At 63.1% G+C, this 14006-nt stretch carries 18 protein-coding genes; 10 read left to right on the top strand and 8 right to left on the bottom strand.

Annotated features, from left to right (window positions below; all coding sequences use genetic code 11):
- Positions 1 to 5 precede the first annotated feature (5 nt).
- Positions 6 to 680 carry a c-type cytochrome gene (locus F561_RS0103240; RefSeq protein WP_019008505.1) on the top strand — a complete coding sequence of 225 codons (675 nt, stop codon included), beginning with the start codon at positions 6 to 8 and terminating at the stop codon, positions 678 to 680.
- Between the two features lie 101 nt (positions 681 to 781).
- On the opposite strand, the gene F561_RS0103235 is transcribed toward F561_RS0103240, so the two are convergent.
- The gene (locus F561_RS0103235; RefSeq protein ID WP_019008504.1) at positions 782 to 1609 is read right to left on the bottom strand and encodes a TolB family protein; all 828 of its coding nucleotides are present in this window, start codon (positions 1607 to 1609) and stop codon (positions 782 to 784) included.
- Positions 1610 to 1826: 217 nt separating this feature from the next.
- Here F561_RS0103235 and F561_RS24665 point away from each other — a divergent pair, with 217 nt between their 5' ends.
- From F561_RS24665 to F561_RS0103215, 3 genes are read left to right on the top strand one after another with little or no spacing between them, the layout of a single operon-like run.
- Positions 1827 to 3476 carry a YncE family protein gene (locus tag F561_RS24665; protein WP_019008503.1) on the top strand — a complete coding sequence of 550 codons (1650 nt, stop codon included), beginning with the start codon at positions 1827 to 1829 and terminating at the stop codon, positions 3474 to 3476.
- A gap of 11 nt (positions 3477 to 3487) precedes the next feature.
- Positions 3488 to 4222, top strand: a complete 735-nt coding sequence (locus tag F561_RS27025) for a plastocyanin/azurin family copper-binding protein (RefSeq protein WP_019008502.1) — start codon at positions 3488 to 3490, stop codon at positions 4220 to 4222.
- A 29-nt stretch (positions 4223 to 4251) separates the two neighbouring features.
- A complete protein-coding gene (locus F561_RS0103215; RefSeq protein ID WP_157451516.1) occupies positions 4252 to 4701 on the top strand; it encodes a CHRD domain-containing protein in 450 nt (149 codons plus the stop codon).
- Between the two features lie 48 nt (positions 4702 to 4749).
- Here F561_RS0103215 and F561_RS0103210 read toward each other — a convergent pair whose 3' ends face one another.
- The 5 genes from F561_RS0103210 to F561_RS0103190 form a co-directional block, all read right to left on the bottom strand.
- The gene (locus tag F561_RS0103210; RefSeq protein ID WP_019008500.1) at positions 4750 to 5454 is read right to left on the bottom strand and encodes an anti-sigma factor; all 705 of its coding nucleotides are present in this window, start codon (positions 5452 to 5454) and stop codon (positions 4750 to 4752) included.
- On the bottom strand, positions 5451 to 6005 hold the full coding sequence (locus F561_RS0103205) for an RNA polymerase sigma factor (protein ID WP_019008499.1): 555 nt from the start codon (positions 6003 to 6005) through the stop codon (positions 5451 to 5453). Before F561_RS0103205 ends, F561_RS0103210 begins: the two co-directional genes overlap by 4 nt.
- Positions 6006 to 6123: 118 nt before the next feature.
- The gene (locus tag F561_RS28585; protein WP_157451515.1) at positions 6124 to 6342 is read right to left on the bottom strand and encodes a hypothetical protein; all 219 of its coding nucleotides are present in this window, start codon (positions 6340 to 6342) and stop codon (positions 6124 to 6126) included.
- 45 nt (positions 6343 to 6387) lie between these two features.
- Complete coding sequence (locus tag F561_RS0103195; RefSeq protein WP_019008497.1) at positions 6388 to 6858, bottom strand: putative iron-sulfur cluster-binding metallochaperone; 471 nt, start codon at positions 6856 to 6858, stop codon at positions 6388 to 6390.
- A 33-nt stretch (positions 6859 to 6891) separates the two neighbouring features.
- Positions 6892 to 7311, bottom strand: coding sequence for a MerR family DNA-binding protein (locus tag F561_RS0103190; RefSeq protein WP_019008496.1), 420 nt, complete (start codon positions 7309 to 7311; stop codon positions 6892 to 6894).
- A 340-nt stretch (positions 7312 to 7651) separates the two neighbouring features.
- Here F561_RS0103190 and F561_RS28580 point away from each other — a divergent pair, with 340 nt between their 5' ends.
- The 4 genes from F561_RS28580 (at position 7652) to F561_RS0103160 (ending at position 11998) form a co-directional block, all read left to right on the top strand.
- Positions 7652 to 8998 (top strand): hypothetical protein, encoded by a 1347-nt coding sequence (locus F561_RS28580; RefSeq protein WP_157451514.1) that lies wholly within the window; start codon positions 7652 to 7654, stop codon positions 8996 to 8998.
- Positions 8995 to 9681 carry a hypothetical protein gene (locus tag F561_RS0103170; RefSeq protein WP_019008492.1) on the top strand — a complete coding sequence of 229 codons (687 nt, stop codon included), beginning with the start codon at positions 8995 to 8997 and terminating at the stop codon, positions 9679 to 9681. The genes F561_RS28580 and F561_RS0103170 overlap by 4 nt, the downstream gene beginning before the upstream one ends.
- A 225-nt stretch (positions 9682 to 9906) precedes the next feature.
- On the top strand, positions 9907 to 10152 hold the full coding sequence (locus F561_RS0103165; protein ID WP_019008491.1) for a hypothetical protein: 246 nt from the start codon (positions 9907 to 9909) through the stop codon (positions 10150 to 10152).
- Positions 10153 to 10288: 136 nt separating this feature from the next.
- Positions 10289 to 11998: a hypothetical protein gene (locus F561_RS0103160; protein ID WP_157451513.1), complete on the top strand. Its 1710-nt coding sequence runs from the start codon at positions 10289 to 10291 to the stop codon at positions 11996 to 11998.
- Between the two features lie 300 nt (positions 11999 to 12298).
- Here F561_RS0103160 and F561_RS29855 read toward each other — a convergent pair whose 3' ends face one another.
- Positions 12299 to 12676, bottom strand: coding sequence for an integrase core domain-containing protein (locus F561_RS29855; RefSeq protein ID WP_040379743.1), 378 nt, complete (start codon positions 12674 to 12676; stop codon positions 12299 to 12301).
- 477 nt (positions 12677 to 13153) lie between these two features.
- Complete coding sequence (locus tag F561_RS0103145) at positions 13154 to 13441, bottom strand: transposase (RefSeq protein WP_019008487.1); 288 nt, start codon at positions 13439 to 13441, stop codon at positions 13154 to 13156.
- 55 nt (positions 13442 to 13496) lie between these two features.
- Between F561_RS0103145 and F561_RS30465 the strand changes: the two genes are divergently transcribed.
- Complete coding sequence (locus tag F561_RS30465; RefSeq protein ID WP_019008486.1) at positions 13497 to 13781, top strand: restriction endonuclease; 285 nt, start codon at positions 13497 to 13499, stop codon at positions 13779 to 13781.
- Positions 13778 to 14006, top strand: a 229-nt coding sequence (locus F561_RS0103135) for a transposase (protein WP_019008485.1), incomplete at its 3' end; no start/stop codon positions are given. The genes F561_RS30465 and F561_RS0103135, both read left to right, overlap by 4 nt.

Raw genomic sequence — 14006 nt, 5'->3', positions numbered from 1 at the left:
GCGTCATGAAATATCCTGAATTGATGGGGCTGCTGTTTCCCCTCGCCGTCCTGGCCGTGGTGGTTCCGGTGGTCACGCTGAGCGTCCGCAACAACAGCGTGCCAGCCGCCACGGCCACCACTGGCGCAACTCCGGCTACGGCCCCCGTCTCCGCCCCTGCCCCCGCACCGTCCCCAGCACAGGCTGCCCCAGCAGCGCAGGCCGCTGCGAATCCCAAATCCGCCGCAGTGTCTGCGTCGCCTGAAACTGCGTCCGGCAGCGCTGAGACGGCCAGACCACAGACCTCCACGGCCCAGACCGCCACAGCTCAGACCACCAGCTCCCAGACCACCCAGCCTCAAAACACGATGGCCCAGTACGCTGAGCAGATGCGCGGCGTGATTGACCAGGCCGCCAGCGGCGCGTACACCACGGACGCCAGCTACGCCATCGGCCCCATTCCGCAGGACACCCCCGCCCTGGCCGAGGGGGAAGACGTGGAACTGGTCCGCAGCAATTGCAGCGTGTGCCACGCCACCACCCTGATCACGTCCCAGCCGCCTCTGCCCGGCGAGGTCTGGCACGCCGAGGTCTACAAGATGAAGGAGAAATACGGCGCGACGTTTATCAGCGACGAGAACGCCGACAGGATCGTGACCTACCTGAGCGCCCACTACACGCCGGAAACCCACAGGAAGTGAAGCTGCAAGAGTCTGCCTGTGCGGGGTCAACCACTCTCCCGCCGGATGGCTGGCGAACAGACAAGAGTTCGCCGACATCTGGCCTACACCACAGGGGGCGGTCAGGACACGTCCACCGTCACGAGGTACCCGCTGGGCGGCTCCGCCGTAGGTGTTCCCCGTGTGCAAACCAGTGAACGTCCGTCCGAACTCCAAGCGGGGAAGCTATGCGGCGCGCCAGATGTGACTTGCTGCCGTTCGGAACCATCCGGGCGCATGACCCACACCTGCTCCTGACTACTCCGGGCCGAGGTGAACGCGATCCACTGGCCGTCCGGAGAGGGAAACGGGGTGACGTAGGCTGTTTCCTCATCCGCGTCGCTCACTACCTTCCGGGCGGCTCCAGCCTGGACGGACTGGAGACAGACCACATGTCGTCCGTCCTCCTGCGCGTGGTAAACGAAGGTCTGACCGTCTGAACAGGGCCACGGCTGATCCTGCACGCCAGGGTGGTGGGTCAACTGGGTTGCCTGTCCGTCTTGACCCAGCGCGTAGATGTGAACCTCGTCTTTTCCGTCCTGCTGAAAGTACAGCACCGGCCAGGTGCTGGCGGTACCCAGGGCTGGGCCATAACTCGGCTGAGCGTGGACGTGGAGGAGCATCACCTGACCCTGGAACTGCCGGAACAGGGCCGTCAATCCCAGGCGGTCACTTACGAAGACCAGGTCGTCGGGAGTGAAGAAGGCGGGCCGTCCCGTGCTGTCCGAGTCGTCAGGTTCCTCGAGTGCGAGGGGTTCTAGATTGGAACCATCCGGACGCACACGGTATAGCCGCCGGCGACCGCCCTGGAGGCGTTCGAACACGATCCACCGGCTATCGGGTGTCCAGTTCGCGCGCAGATCGGTTCCGGCACCCTGCGTGATGGGTTGCGGAACACTGAAGGTGGGCATGGCTGAGCGTACCGGTTGCCCGGAGCCAGCAGGTCAGCGGGACATGGCATAACCTTCAGCAACTCTAGGGATGCCCGGCAAGTCACACTGTGAAGCTTCGGTGAAGGCGGCAACGCATCCAGAACAGGCGCGTGGGGCATACGGGTCATGAAGCCGTTCACCCGAGCAGTCTGCCGCCCTTCTCTTCCAGTTCTGAGCTGTCCTTTCGGAGGTTGTTATGTTCCAGATTCACCGTCCCGTCCTCATCACCGTCCTTGCCATCAGCCTGACCGGCGCACTCGCCCTGGCGCAGCAGGCCAGGGGGGGAGGTGCACAGGGCGTGGCCCAGCAGCCACCAGCCCTGAACGGCCCCGCCCTCTCCGCACGCGACCGGGTCTATACCGCTGACCAGACCTCGAACACCGTGACCGTCATTAACCCCGCAACCAACGCCGTGATAGGCCAGATCCCGCTGGGCCATCCCCGGCCCGGGGTGCTGGGGGCGCTCGACGACATGCAGGTCAATGTCCACGGCCTGGGCTTCTCACCCGACGGACGCTATCTGGACGTCATCAGCAACGCCTCGAACGGCGTGACCATCATCCGTACCCGCGACAACACGGTCATGGGAACGGTGTACATCGGGCGTGGCCCCCACGAGGGGTTCTTCACGCCGGATGGCCAGCAGGTCTGGGTCACGGTGCGCGGCGAGGATTACCTCTCGGTCATCGACGTGGCGAGCATGAAGGAGGTTGACCGCATCAGGGTGGCCGGGGGTCCCGGCATGGTGGTGTTCAGCCCGGACGGGCGGCGCGCCTTTGTGGATTCCAGCCGCACGGCACAGCTTGACGTGATCGACGTCCAGACCCGCAAGGTGATCGCCCGCGTGCCGGTGGTCAGTGCGTTCTCGCCCAACCTGGTGGTCACGCCGGACGGCAAGGAGGTCTGGTTGACCCACAAGGACGTGGGCAAAGTGAGCGTCATCGACGCCCGCACCTTCAAGGTGCTGCATGTGCTGGACACCGGCAAGGTCACCAACCACGTGAACGCCGTGACCACCAAAGCGGGCGACTTCATCTACGTTACGGTGGGCGGGGAGGACGTCGTCAAGGTGATCAAGCGTGGTCCGCAGCCGCAGATCGTGGCCACCATCCCCACGGGCTTCACGCCCCACGGCCTGTGGCCCAGCGGCGACAACACGCGCGTGTATGTGGGCCTGGAAGACCAGGACGCGGTGGACGTGATCGACACGGCCAGCAACACGGTCATCACGACCATTCCTATCGGGCAGATGCCGCAGGCGCTGGTGTACGTGGCCAATGCGGTTCCCAGCGGCCCCGGCACCCAGAACCTGAAGACCGTGCGGGTGGGCCTGCCCTCGGTGAAGATCAAGCTGGGCGTGCCGGACAAGCCCTTCGCGTTCCTTCCGGCGGCCCTGAAAGGTCTGTCTGCCCAGGTCATCGTCCGCTCCCTGGAGGGCACCGACGACCTGACCCTCAAGGCCGAGGGCCTCACGCCCGGCGCTCAGTACAACCTGTTCCTGACCGAATCGGCGGTGGCCCCTTTCGGGATGATGCAGCATGTGCTGGATTTCAAGGCCGACGCCAAGGGCAAGGCTGAGGCGAGCGCGATGACCAGTGTGTTCGATGCGTTCACGCTGCGGGGCACGGCAAAGGACGGGAAGCCCGACGGTGCGGCCATCAAGGCCAGCAAAGTCAACCTCGACCACCTGGTGGTCTGGCCGAAAGACCCCCAGACCACCGCGAAGCTCTTTGCCAATCAGGGTCAGCCGTATGCCGTCTCACCTTTCGACACCGATCTGGAAGCAGGTCCAGCGATCCTGAGCGACAGCAACAGCGCCTCCGCGAACAGCCCCCTCACGCGCTAAAAGGACCTGTCATGCTGAGCCTCATCCGTTCCATGTTGCTGCCCGGCCTGCTGCTGACCCCTGCGGCGGCTCAGACCCCGGCCACCCCGACCCCGACAAGCCAGGTCTTTCCCTTCACCGTGGTGGGCAAAGTTGCCCAGGCGGCTGGGCAGCTCAGCGTCCGCACGGTCTCGGCGGCCCAGTCCCTGTCGGTGCTGAGCCTGCGCGGCCTGACCCCCGGTACGGCCTATGTGGCCCACTACCACGCCCTGGGAGCGGGGGGCGGCGAACCCTGCGCGTCCAACGGACCCATTACCCTGGGCTTTCCGGCCTTCAAGACCGATGCCCGGGGCCAGGCCACCGTGAGCCTGCGGGCCGATCCCGCACGTGTGCGCGGCACCCTTGGGGCCTACGTTAACGTCCACACCGCGTCTGATCTGACCGACATCCCCCTGTGTGCCGCTGTCCTGAAGACCGCTGCCACGCCTGCCAGTACCGCGTCCCCAGCAACGGCGATAACGGTCAACATCGCCGATAACCGCTTCCAGCCTGCCACCCTGAGCGTCAAGGCGGGCACCACGGTGACCTGGATTCACACTGGGCAGGTCACGCACAACGTCCTGTCGGTACAGGTGGCTGACCTGCGCTCACCGGACCTGCGTCCAGGGGACCGCTACAGCTACACGTTTAAAACGCCTGGCACCTACACCTATTACTGCTCGTACCACGAAGGCATGAGCGCCGCAATTACGGTGACCAACCGCTGAGGCGGAGTCAATGCACCATGGAGGAACGTATGTTTGTACACAAGATTGTTCTGGGATTGACCGCCACCGCCCTGCTCGGCTCATGCAGCATGATGATGGGGGCCGGGGGCAGCACCTACACCTTCAAGCATAAGGCCAATGCGGCTGACCCCACGGCAATGGGCAAGGCCGTGGCCACCACCAAGGACGGGATGGTCAGCACCACCCTGACCCTCACGGGCCTGACGCCGAACAAGGCCTACATCGCGCATTACCACGCCTTTGGACCGGAATCGAACACCGATCCGTGCGCCTCTAACGGCCCAGTGACCCTCGGCTTCCCGGGCTTCACGGCGGATGCCAGCGGCAACGCCACCACGGCGGTCACGGGCGACATGGCCAAGATTGCCGGTGACCAGGGGGCCTACCTCAACGTCCATTACGCCAGCGACCCCAGCGTCGTGCCGATCTGCGCGCCGGTCAAGATGACCAAAGGCTGAGCGCCCACATCGGGGCGGCCCACACGGAGTCGTGTGGGCCGCCCTTGGTCATCCACCGGGCAGGGTGACACGGCCCAGCGGGTGGGTTGGGGCCGGGCTGCCCCCGGCGGGTTCCACGCTGATGCCCACGGACGCGTAGCCCCGCCAGGCCACCTGCATCACGGTTCCGCCGGTGAAGCCCAGACTGACCGGCTTCCTGGCCTGCACCGCGTCGGTCTGGCGGCCCCACGCCTGGTACACCTGTCCGTCCGGCGCGGGAGTCAGGAGGACCACCAGGGCCTGCCCGTCTGCGCGGACGAGCAGGGTGCCAAATGCCTGGCCGTCCCGTGACGTGAGCGTGAGCCGTGACGCGCCCCGCGCTTCCCACTGCTGGACTGTGGCGTGCTGGGACGGCGCGGTCATGAGGCGGGTCCCGATGGTGCTTAGCGCCAGCACGATGACAGCGGCGGCGGCCAGCCACGGCCAGCGTCCACGCTGGCCATGGGGTGATCTGCCGACTGGCTGCCAGAGCTTGCTGGTGCCAGGAGTCGCGATAAGACGGCGGGCCTGAATGCGGTCCCAGGCGTTGTCCGGTAGGGCCGCCCCGGGCAGATCGTCGGCCAGCGAGAACAGCGCGTCGCGCAGCCGGGCCACCTCGGCGCGGCAGGCGGGACAGGCGGCCAGATGGGTTTCGACCGTGTCGGCCTCAGACCCGTCCAGATCTCCAAGGACGTACCCGGGCAGCAGGTCCGTGGGATGGCCGTAGTTGGTCATGGCTGCATCCTTTCACGCAGTTTGAGCAGGGCGCGGCGCAGGCGACTCTTGACGGTGCCCAGGGGCAGCCCGGTGCGGACCGTGAGTTCGGCGTGGGTGAACCCACCGAAAAACATGTCCTCAAGAAGCTGCCGGTCTGACGCGTTCAGGGCGCTCAGGGCGGATTCAATCAGGGCCTGATCCAGGGGGTCATGCCTGGGAGCGGATGCTGGCAGATCAAAGGCTGGATCGCCCAGCGCGCCGTCCCGGGCCTGCGGTCGGGCGCGCCGGGCGCGCAGGCGCTCCAGGCACAGGTGATGGGCGATGGTCAGCACAAAGGTCTGCACCGTCCCGCGCGCCGGATCGTAACGCCCAGCCTGCGCTTCCAGGCGCAGGAAGGCGTCCTGGAGGACTTCCTCGGCGTCCTCTGGAGAGGCCAGCATCCGCAGGCACACACGGTAGGTCACGCCAGCGAAAGCGTCGTAGAGGGCTTTGAGGGCACCGTCCTGCCCCTGCTGGAGTTGCGCGATCAACCGCTGATGATCCAGAGCGGTCGGCAGGGTGGCGGGCATAACCGCAGTCTGCCGCACCGACTGCCCTTGCCGGGCATGAAGCCCAGAGGGAAGGGCAGATGCGGAGAAGATGGGCATACCTCTTGTATGCGCCCAGAGGGCTGGCTGGATGCACCGCTCAGGCAGGGAGGGGAAACGCTGCGCCTTGGATCAGCCCCGGCACAACCGAGCGACAGAACTGGTGAACGGCGGCGCAAATCTGGCCATCATCCACAAACGGCTGAGACACCAGCACTTTCAAACCACGCTCCGCTCCGCCGAAATCAGCGGTGGGGCCGCAGACCAGGAAGGGCGGCCATAGCGTTGCCAGCGCAACTGAAACGTAGGAGACCTTCACGAATGGCGGCGTGCCTACAGCGCTCGTCCCAGGAACAACGCCCGACTACCAGAAGCGGCACCCGCGCTCAACACTCCATCTCCGCCGAACGGTCACGACATTGCCCAGGCAGCAACTGCCCTGCGGGTTGTTGACCTCGCACCCGCAACGCCCGGCCTGCACGTGCGCGCGGATCGACGCCTCCAGCGCCTGACCCGTGCCTGTCACTGCGGCCCGTTCAAGGTCAGCCCGCGTGTGAGCAAAGCAGTAACAGACCGGAACTCCAGCCGCCTGATCCTTCTGGAAGACCGGCACCTTGAGATCTCCCGTGCCGTAGGTCTGAGACGGGCTGAAGTACACCACGTCGCAAACCGGGTCCGGGCACAGCCGGAAGGTCTCTTCCGGCGTGAGTCGCGCCAGGGCAGGCGGGGTCAGCAGGGCCTTGAGCGTGATCAGCGGCACCGCTTTTCCACGGATGCCACTGGCCGGACAGGCCGTGGCGTCGTGGACTTCGGGGGCGCAGCAGTTGGATTCCATGCCCGAAGCTAAAGTCTCCCCCCAGGGGGAGAGTCAAGGGACCGCTGGATTCAGGTACACGCAGCCGGGGGAATCGCACTCGGGATCAGGGTGCGTCTGGGCATACGCCAGCCGCCCGGCGAGTTCCGCTTTCAGCGCCTGAAGCTGGGTCAATTGCCGCCGCACCGCCTGAAGATGCACGCGCAACTCTTCGTGCACCTCCGCGCACGGCTTGTGGCCGTCTGCGCGCACGCGCAGGATGCGGGCGATCTCGCTGAGGCTGAATCCGACATGCTGGGCGGACCGGATGAACTGCACGCGCTCGACACTCTCGGTGCTGTACGTCCGGTAGCCGCTCGCGGTGCGCCCATGCTTCAGCAGGCCGAGGTCTGTCCAGTAGCGCAGGGCCTTGACCCCTTCACCGGTTTCGGCGGCCAGGTGTCCGATGGAGAGCGGCGCAGCTTGAGCGGTCATGCCCCGAGTGTCGCAAGTTTGTGGTCAGGGCATCGTGGGATGGGTTGCCCCGCCCAGGCTGACTGGAAGTGAGCTGGCCCCTTCCAGTGAGGGCACTCCCCGGTAGCCCTCCCCAGGTCTTATTTTCGTTCAGGATTGAAAATTTGCTGGATCGTGCCTTGACCCCTGCGAATTCAAACTCCCCAAAGAAATTGCCCAGGGCCGACTGCGTCCCCTGCGCGATCCTGACACCGTGCAGGCGTATTTTGAATAGATTGAATTGTAATCCGAGTGACAAGGGCGGATTCCTGTTCCGCTGCTAGTCGCACCCCATGCTCGGGATCAACTCACCCACTTACCCGTGCTCCCCCTGCTCGAACTCACCGTGTCCCTGCTGCTGATCGCCCGCGATGAACGCCGAGACGCGCAGCAGTCCACCGACCGTGTCTCTGCGCTGCTTGCCCATTTCCATGCCGTTCGCCAGGAATTCGGCCCGCTGCGCGTCCAAGCCTTACGGCCCGGCACCGTGATCGCCCGCCGCGACCGAGCGAACACGATCCTCACCACCTATAGCGTCCTGCGCGACCTCTGCAGTCAATACGAGACGGCCCTGCCCCGCAAGGCGCTCATTGAGCACCAACTCTGGACGCTCTTTGACGCCATGGACGTCGTCCTGGCCCAGGGGTTCAGCCCGGACAGCGACCCCCCGCTGTTTCTGCTCGTGCAAGTCACCAACCTGTGGGCCCTGACGCACATCACCCGTGCCCCAGGCATGCCGCTCCCCCTCGTGGTGGAGATCGGCTGCCAGCTCGCGGGGCACGATCCACTCTGGGGCTGGAGCACCCTGCAAGGCCTGCCCGACCCGAGTGACCTGAATGTCACCTTGCAGTACCTCGTGCAGTGTCTCGAGTTCCTGGGCCAGGAACAGCTCGATCCAGAGCATCAACTGGAAGTGCTCGACCTGATCCAGCAGTGGGGTTGCGAAGTGTTTGCCCTCGCCCGGCAGCTGGGCCTCCGCTTTCCACAGCACGACCGGCTCGAAGACCTCCTGATCGGTCCACCCCGCGCCCAGCGCCAACGCCTCCTCCTCGGTGAAGAATACGGCGCCCTCCAAGCCCGCTTCATCGCCGTCGCCGACGCCATCAACACCCACGAGGCCGAACTGCAAGCCCAAGAATCACTGGAAGACCTCACCGTCACCCTGGCAGAAACCCCTGAACTCCAAGCCCCACAGCACACCCCTCTCCCCGCAGCTGAACCCAGCGCGCCTGAAGCCGCCCCACCCCTCCTGCTCCCCGCGCACGTGCTCCAAGCGCGAAGTCTCCTCGCTGGACGACACGTCACGCTCCTCGGTGGCATCCCCGATCCCGCCCATCATGCCGCGCTCGTCGAAAACCTCGCCCTCGCCGGACTCGACTGGATCCCGAGTGCCCGGTACGACCACGGCCATCACGTCCCCATCTCGGCGGACACTGGGTTGGTCATTTTGGCGGTTCGCTGGATGGGGCACGCGCACAACGGCTTGAGAGACCTCGCGAGGCAACGCGGCATCCCCTACGTCTTGCATCCCGGTGGCCTGAATCCTTCGAACGTCGCGTATCAGGTGCTCAAGCAGGTCAGCCACCGCCTCCACGCCAGCACTTCAAGTCCCGTTGAGTTCAATTCCCTCAACGGAGAACATCACTCCCCATCCCGGAGGTTTGTATGACACCACTGGCCTCAACTTTTATAGCGACCAGCTTCGACGACATCGGCTCGAACGACTGCACCGACATCTATCGTGGTCCGAGCGAGCATGACGCCCTGATCGCCGCGCAAATTCACGTCAGCCTTAGTTTCCAGACCAATCATGTGGTCACCGTCCGGACTCAGCACGACCGAGGGGATGTTCATGAATTTTGGTCCGACCCCGTTCATCTCTATTACGCCTACCGCCCATATCACCGGGCCGAGTACCCGTGGGAGGACGACGAACCCTACGAACCCTGGGACGTCCTGACGGCGCGTTGTTTCGCGCTGGATCGGAACCGGGCCGCACGGTTGCGTCCAGCCATCGACCAGGCCGAACGCCTGCGGTATACGCTTCACATCCACACGGACAGCTTCACCAGCACCCTCGCCGGTGTGCACACCCTCGCGGTGTCCAATCTTCAAGGCTTCATTGGCCCTGGCCCCACCCTGGAACACGAATGGGACGTGCACGGTAACCCCAAACGGGCCGTGCAGTACCTGCGCACCCTCTGTGCTCAGGGAGACGGCCGCGCGGCGCTGCGGGTCTACGAACAATACGCACTGCACACCATCACGGGCGTTCCTGTGCACCTGAGCACGGGCTTGATCCTGCTCTCAGGCGCAACCGTCAGTTCCCTGTCAACCTGGGCCAATCGTTGACCCAACGTTTGACTCGTGGTCAACTCATCCGTTCCATCTCTCAAGCGCGACTGAGCCTCCTCCACAACAACCTCATCCCCGGAACACCAACTTCAAGCCAGCGCCTGATGCGGCGGACACGGCCGTGTATGGGGCAGCAAACGTCTACCAAGCATTGTGCCGATTCGGAGATCGGCCGCACCAGCATCGATAACCGGTTCGGGACCGCACCACCATCCACCGGGCGTGCACGAACCTGAGCTTCGAGACACGCTCATCAAATTGGCCGTGGCCCTGAAGATGCCCACGCATGAGCTGCTGTACTTGATCGATCCGTCCGCTCCCGGTGCAGACTTGGTCACAGGCGTTCAGCACTTGCCCGTCTATGTCGCCGACCGCGTGGGCACTGGCCCCGAGCCACTGGCGCTGTCCGGCGAGGTCGTGTGTGGATCACCCAGCGGTGGAGCGACTGGTTCAGATCCTGAGGTCTGACTGTGCCTCTCAGGTTTTTTTGTTCCATCGCGTCTATCGAAAAGTAATCTAATTTGCTATTGTAATAGACAGCCAGGCACTTACCATTCTGGGTGCCACTGACGAGGTCGACGTGTCCACACCAGCCCCTGCCCCTATGACGCCGCCGAATGTCACCCCAGGACCATACACCGCGGTGGTCACTATTCACGGGATGGGGGATCCCAGACGCTACGATACCCTGTGCAATCTCGTCGACACATTGGAGAGATACGCCTCTCTCAATCCGGTCAACCGCGGAACATGGAGAAGCGTGGATGGCAGGCGCTGGCAGCATCAGCTGAGCACCCAGGAGTATCTCTACTACGTTCGGGCCACCTATCTCCCTCCAGACCAGCAGGGAACACCCACACGGGTACGTTTCTTCGAGGCCTATTGGGCGCCCAAATTGGCCGGCGGCCTTCCTTTCTGGGACGTGATCAAATGGTTTCTCAAGCAGATTCCAAAAGCCTGGCAACGCGGGCAGGCGCCCTGGCGGTCCTTTACTCGCATCAAAGTTGCTGAGCTCTACCAGTGGCTCGAACAGCAACCCCCAGGCCAGCAAGCCAACGCTCAGGCCTTGCTCGGACTCTATAATGAATTTGAACAGATCCCTCAACTGATCAGTTTTCCGGAAGGTACCTTCGATCAATTTGTCGAGTTTATAGAAGCACAGGCCCCAAATCCACAGCAAGCCACCCTAGTTGGCTTGGCACACACTTGGAAAGCCTGTGTCGATCAGGCCAACAGGCGTGCGTTCTGGAGTGCCCTCGGGTTCGCGGCACTGGTGGTGGCCCTCCTGGTCTGGATCGTCACCCTGATCGGGGCCCTCACCAGTAGGAGTTGGGCACCTCTAACCAGTCCGCTTGGCTTCTGGGCAGAGAATGGCACGGGCAGAGCGATTGTGCAGCTTTTCCTCGGCGTGCTGCTGGCCAACGGGGTGGGATCGTTCGTATCCACCTACCTGGGCGATGTGGCGACCTGGGCCACCTATGACGAGAACGACGAAAAATTCGAGAAACGTAAAGAAATCCTGCGGACGTGCACCGAGACCTTGGAAGCGGTCGTTCAGGATCCAGCCTGTGAGCGGGTGGTGATCGTCGCACACAGTCTGGGGTCCCAGATCGCCTATGAGACCTTGCGCTGGCTCAATTACCGCCGATTGGCCCAGAACGGGAACAACGAAACCGGAGCCCTCCAAGATCTGGATAAAATCAAACAACTGGTCACGTATGGCTCTCCCATCGATAAGATCTACTACTTTATGGAGAGCCGCAACCGTTTTTCACACCGCTATGAGCGCACGTACAACAAAATGGTCGGAGATGCGGGGAAAATGCCCTTTCAGATGAACGGGCAGCCTCACCTGCTGTGGGTCAATTTCCATACACCCGGGGACGCGATTTCCGGCCCCGTTCAAACGCCCAATGATCTGACCTCGGCCAAAGCCATGATTTACAACGTTCCCACCGTCAATTACGACAGTATTCACCTGGGAAGGAACCACAGCGGCTACCTGGACAATGCACTGGTGGTCGAGTGGATTCATAGGGTAGTGATTGACTCCACGGCTGACCGAGGAAACGTCCCTCTAACCCCTCCAACCCCATCTCCTCTGCAGCCGCAGGCCCAAGCACACTTGAAACGGACGCAAGCGCTTTACACAGTGCTGCTGACCTTTCCTCTGGCTGTACTGGCGGCCTTGTTCGCCGGGCTTATGGGGCAAGCTACCCCAGCCATCGCCTTGTGGGGGCTTACCCTGTGGCTCCTTGGTGGGGTGGCATGGCGAGCACTGTCAACAAACCGGCACGTCAATCCAGTGCGTTAACCACTGATCTGTAGCAAAACGTCGGCACTGTTGCTTGCCACGCCCTGGGCCACCACCGGATTCGCACTGAATACGCCTGGGTGCAGCTTGTAACAGTTGGCCGAGCTGATGCAATCAACCACTGGAGACACTCACATACAGGTGGCAAGCCAGATATGGTGGAAGACGTGACCGTGCCTGTTACGCCCCAAGTCTTGGTGCCCCTACCGACTTGGCTCGCCCAGCCAATCGGGGACGCCATACATCCACCCAGCCATACCCGTCTACAGGCATTGCCGTGGTAGTGCTCCAGGAAATTCTTCAAGCGGCGTTACGAGCGTTCGCCGATGAGGTGAGTGTAGACCAAGGCGTGGCGTAGCCCAGCGCCGAGTGACGGCGCTGGTGGTTGTACCAACGGTGAACGTCTGGCATCGCAGCGCGAACCTCAACCATGGACTGCCAGTCGTGACGGAAAGCGAATTGATATTTGTACGTTCGGTTGAGTCTTTCCAGGATTCCGGTGCCGCCGGGCTGGGACACTTTGGAGCGCACCCAGCTGCCGTACTTCAAACAGCCCTGTTGGAAGATCTCGCCTGTGAAGTCGCTGCCGCCATCACTTTGTACGAGGATGGTGTCCGCGTGGCCCTCGGCGCGCAGGACAGCGACGGCTTCGTCAAGCGTGAGCTTGGCGAGGTGCATGGACAGACTCCGCACCACCCGGCTGGCCAGAACCACCCTTGAAAGGACGTCCAGCACGAAGTAGATCCAGCAGACACCATCCGGGAGTGAGAGGCGCGCCCGCATCGATCTGCACCCGTCGGCCTTCGGGCCAGTCCTGAGAACTGGACACTTTGGGGGAAGGTGCCCTTGTTTTCCGAGGCTGTGGGGGATGCAGTTGCAGTTCACCCAGGGCCACCCGGATCTTGTGTAAGCCAATGGTTTGGCCTTGAGCTTTGAGCTCCTGGTACAGCAAGCGGTAACCAGAAGTGGGGTGCAACAACGCCGTCTGACGCACCTGTTCGTACAGTTCATCCCGATGCTGCTGGCGCGCACAGCGCACCGGTGCGCTGTGCTCACAGTCTCGGAGTCGCCAATACGGAACCTCGACATATTGGGCGAAGCGCCGCAGGCTGAGTTGGGGATGGCTCTGCCGGAGGACGATCAACTCGTCCATCGTCAGAGCCGCCGTACTTTTCGCGCGATATCCAACTCCAATTCCTTCTCCGCCACAATGCGCTTCAGGCGGTCGTTCTCCCGTTCCAACAGACTCACCCCTTGATCCGGACGATCTCCCGCGAGGCGGGCACGGCCCGCCTCCAGGAACTGGGCTTTCCAGCTATGGATCAGGCTTTCGTTGACATCATGCTGTCGGGCCGCTTCTGCCACGCCCAGTTCTCCCCGGAGGACGCTCAAGACAATGGCTTCTTTGACGTCGGTCGTCCAAGTTTTTCGCTGTTTCCCCATGGTGCTCTCCAGTGTGCTCGTCCCTCGCTTCAAAAGGGTCAAGTTCTAGAAGTCATTGCTGGAGCATTACCCGTATCACGACCTGAGCTGGCAGGATTTTGAACGTCTGTGCCTCCGACTTGCCCAACGGGACGCGGCCGTGGAGGGCTGCCGCCTCTATGGTGAGCAGGGTGACGCACAGGCAGGTATTGACCTATACGCGCGTGAGCTCTACGGTGAAAAGTATGTGGTGTATCAGTGCAAACGTGTCAGGGAGTTCGGTCCCGCAAATATCAAAGTGATCTTGCTAGGGTTCTGTGGAGGAGGAGTTCAGTCTGACCGACAATGGAGACTGATATGACCGCCAGCAAAAACCACTACACCGCCGAGTTCAAAGAAGAAGCCGTGCGCTTGGTGATCAGCAGCCAGAAAAGCTGCGCAGAGATTGCTCGCAACCTTGGTGTGCCGCCCTATTTGGTGGTGCGCTGGAAACAGCACCACGAGCAGCAAGGGGCGGCGGGCCGCCCCCAGTTCACCGGACGCGGTGTCGCCGCGTTGAGTGAGCAGGAAGCGCGATTCAAGAAGT

This window comes from Deinococcus aquatilis DSM 23025 (genome assembly GCF_000378445.1).
GTDB lineage: Bacteria > Deinococcota > Deinococci > Deinococcales > Deinococcaceae > Deinococcus > Deinococcus aquatilis.
The sequence above is the reverse complement of the archived record's forward strand: the minus strand, read 5'-3'. Positions and strand labels throughout refer to the sequence as shown.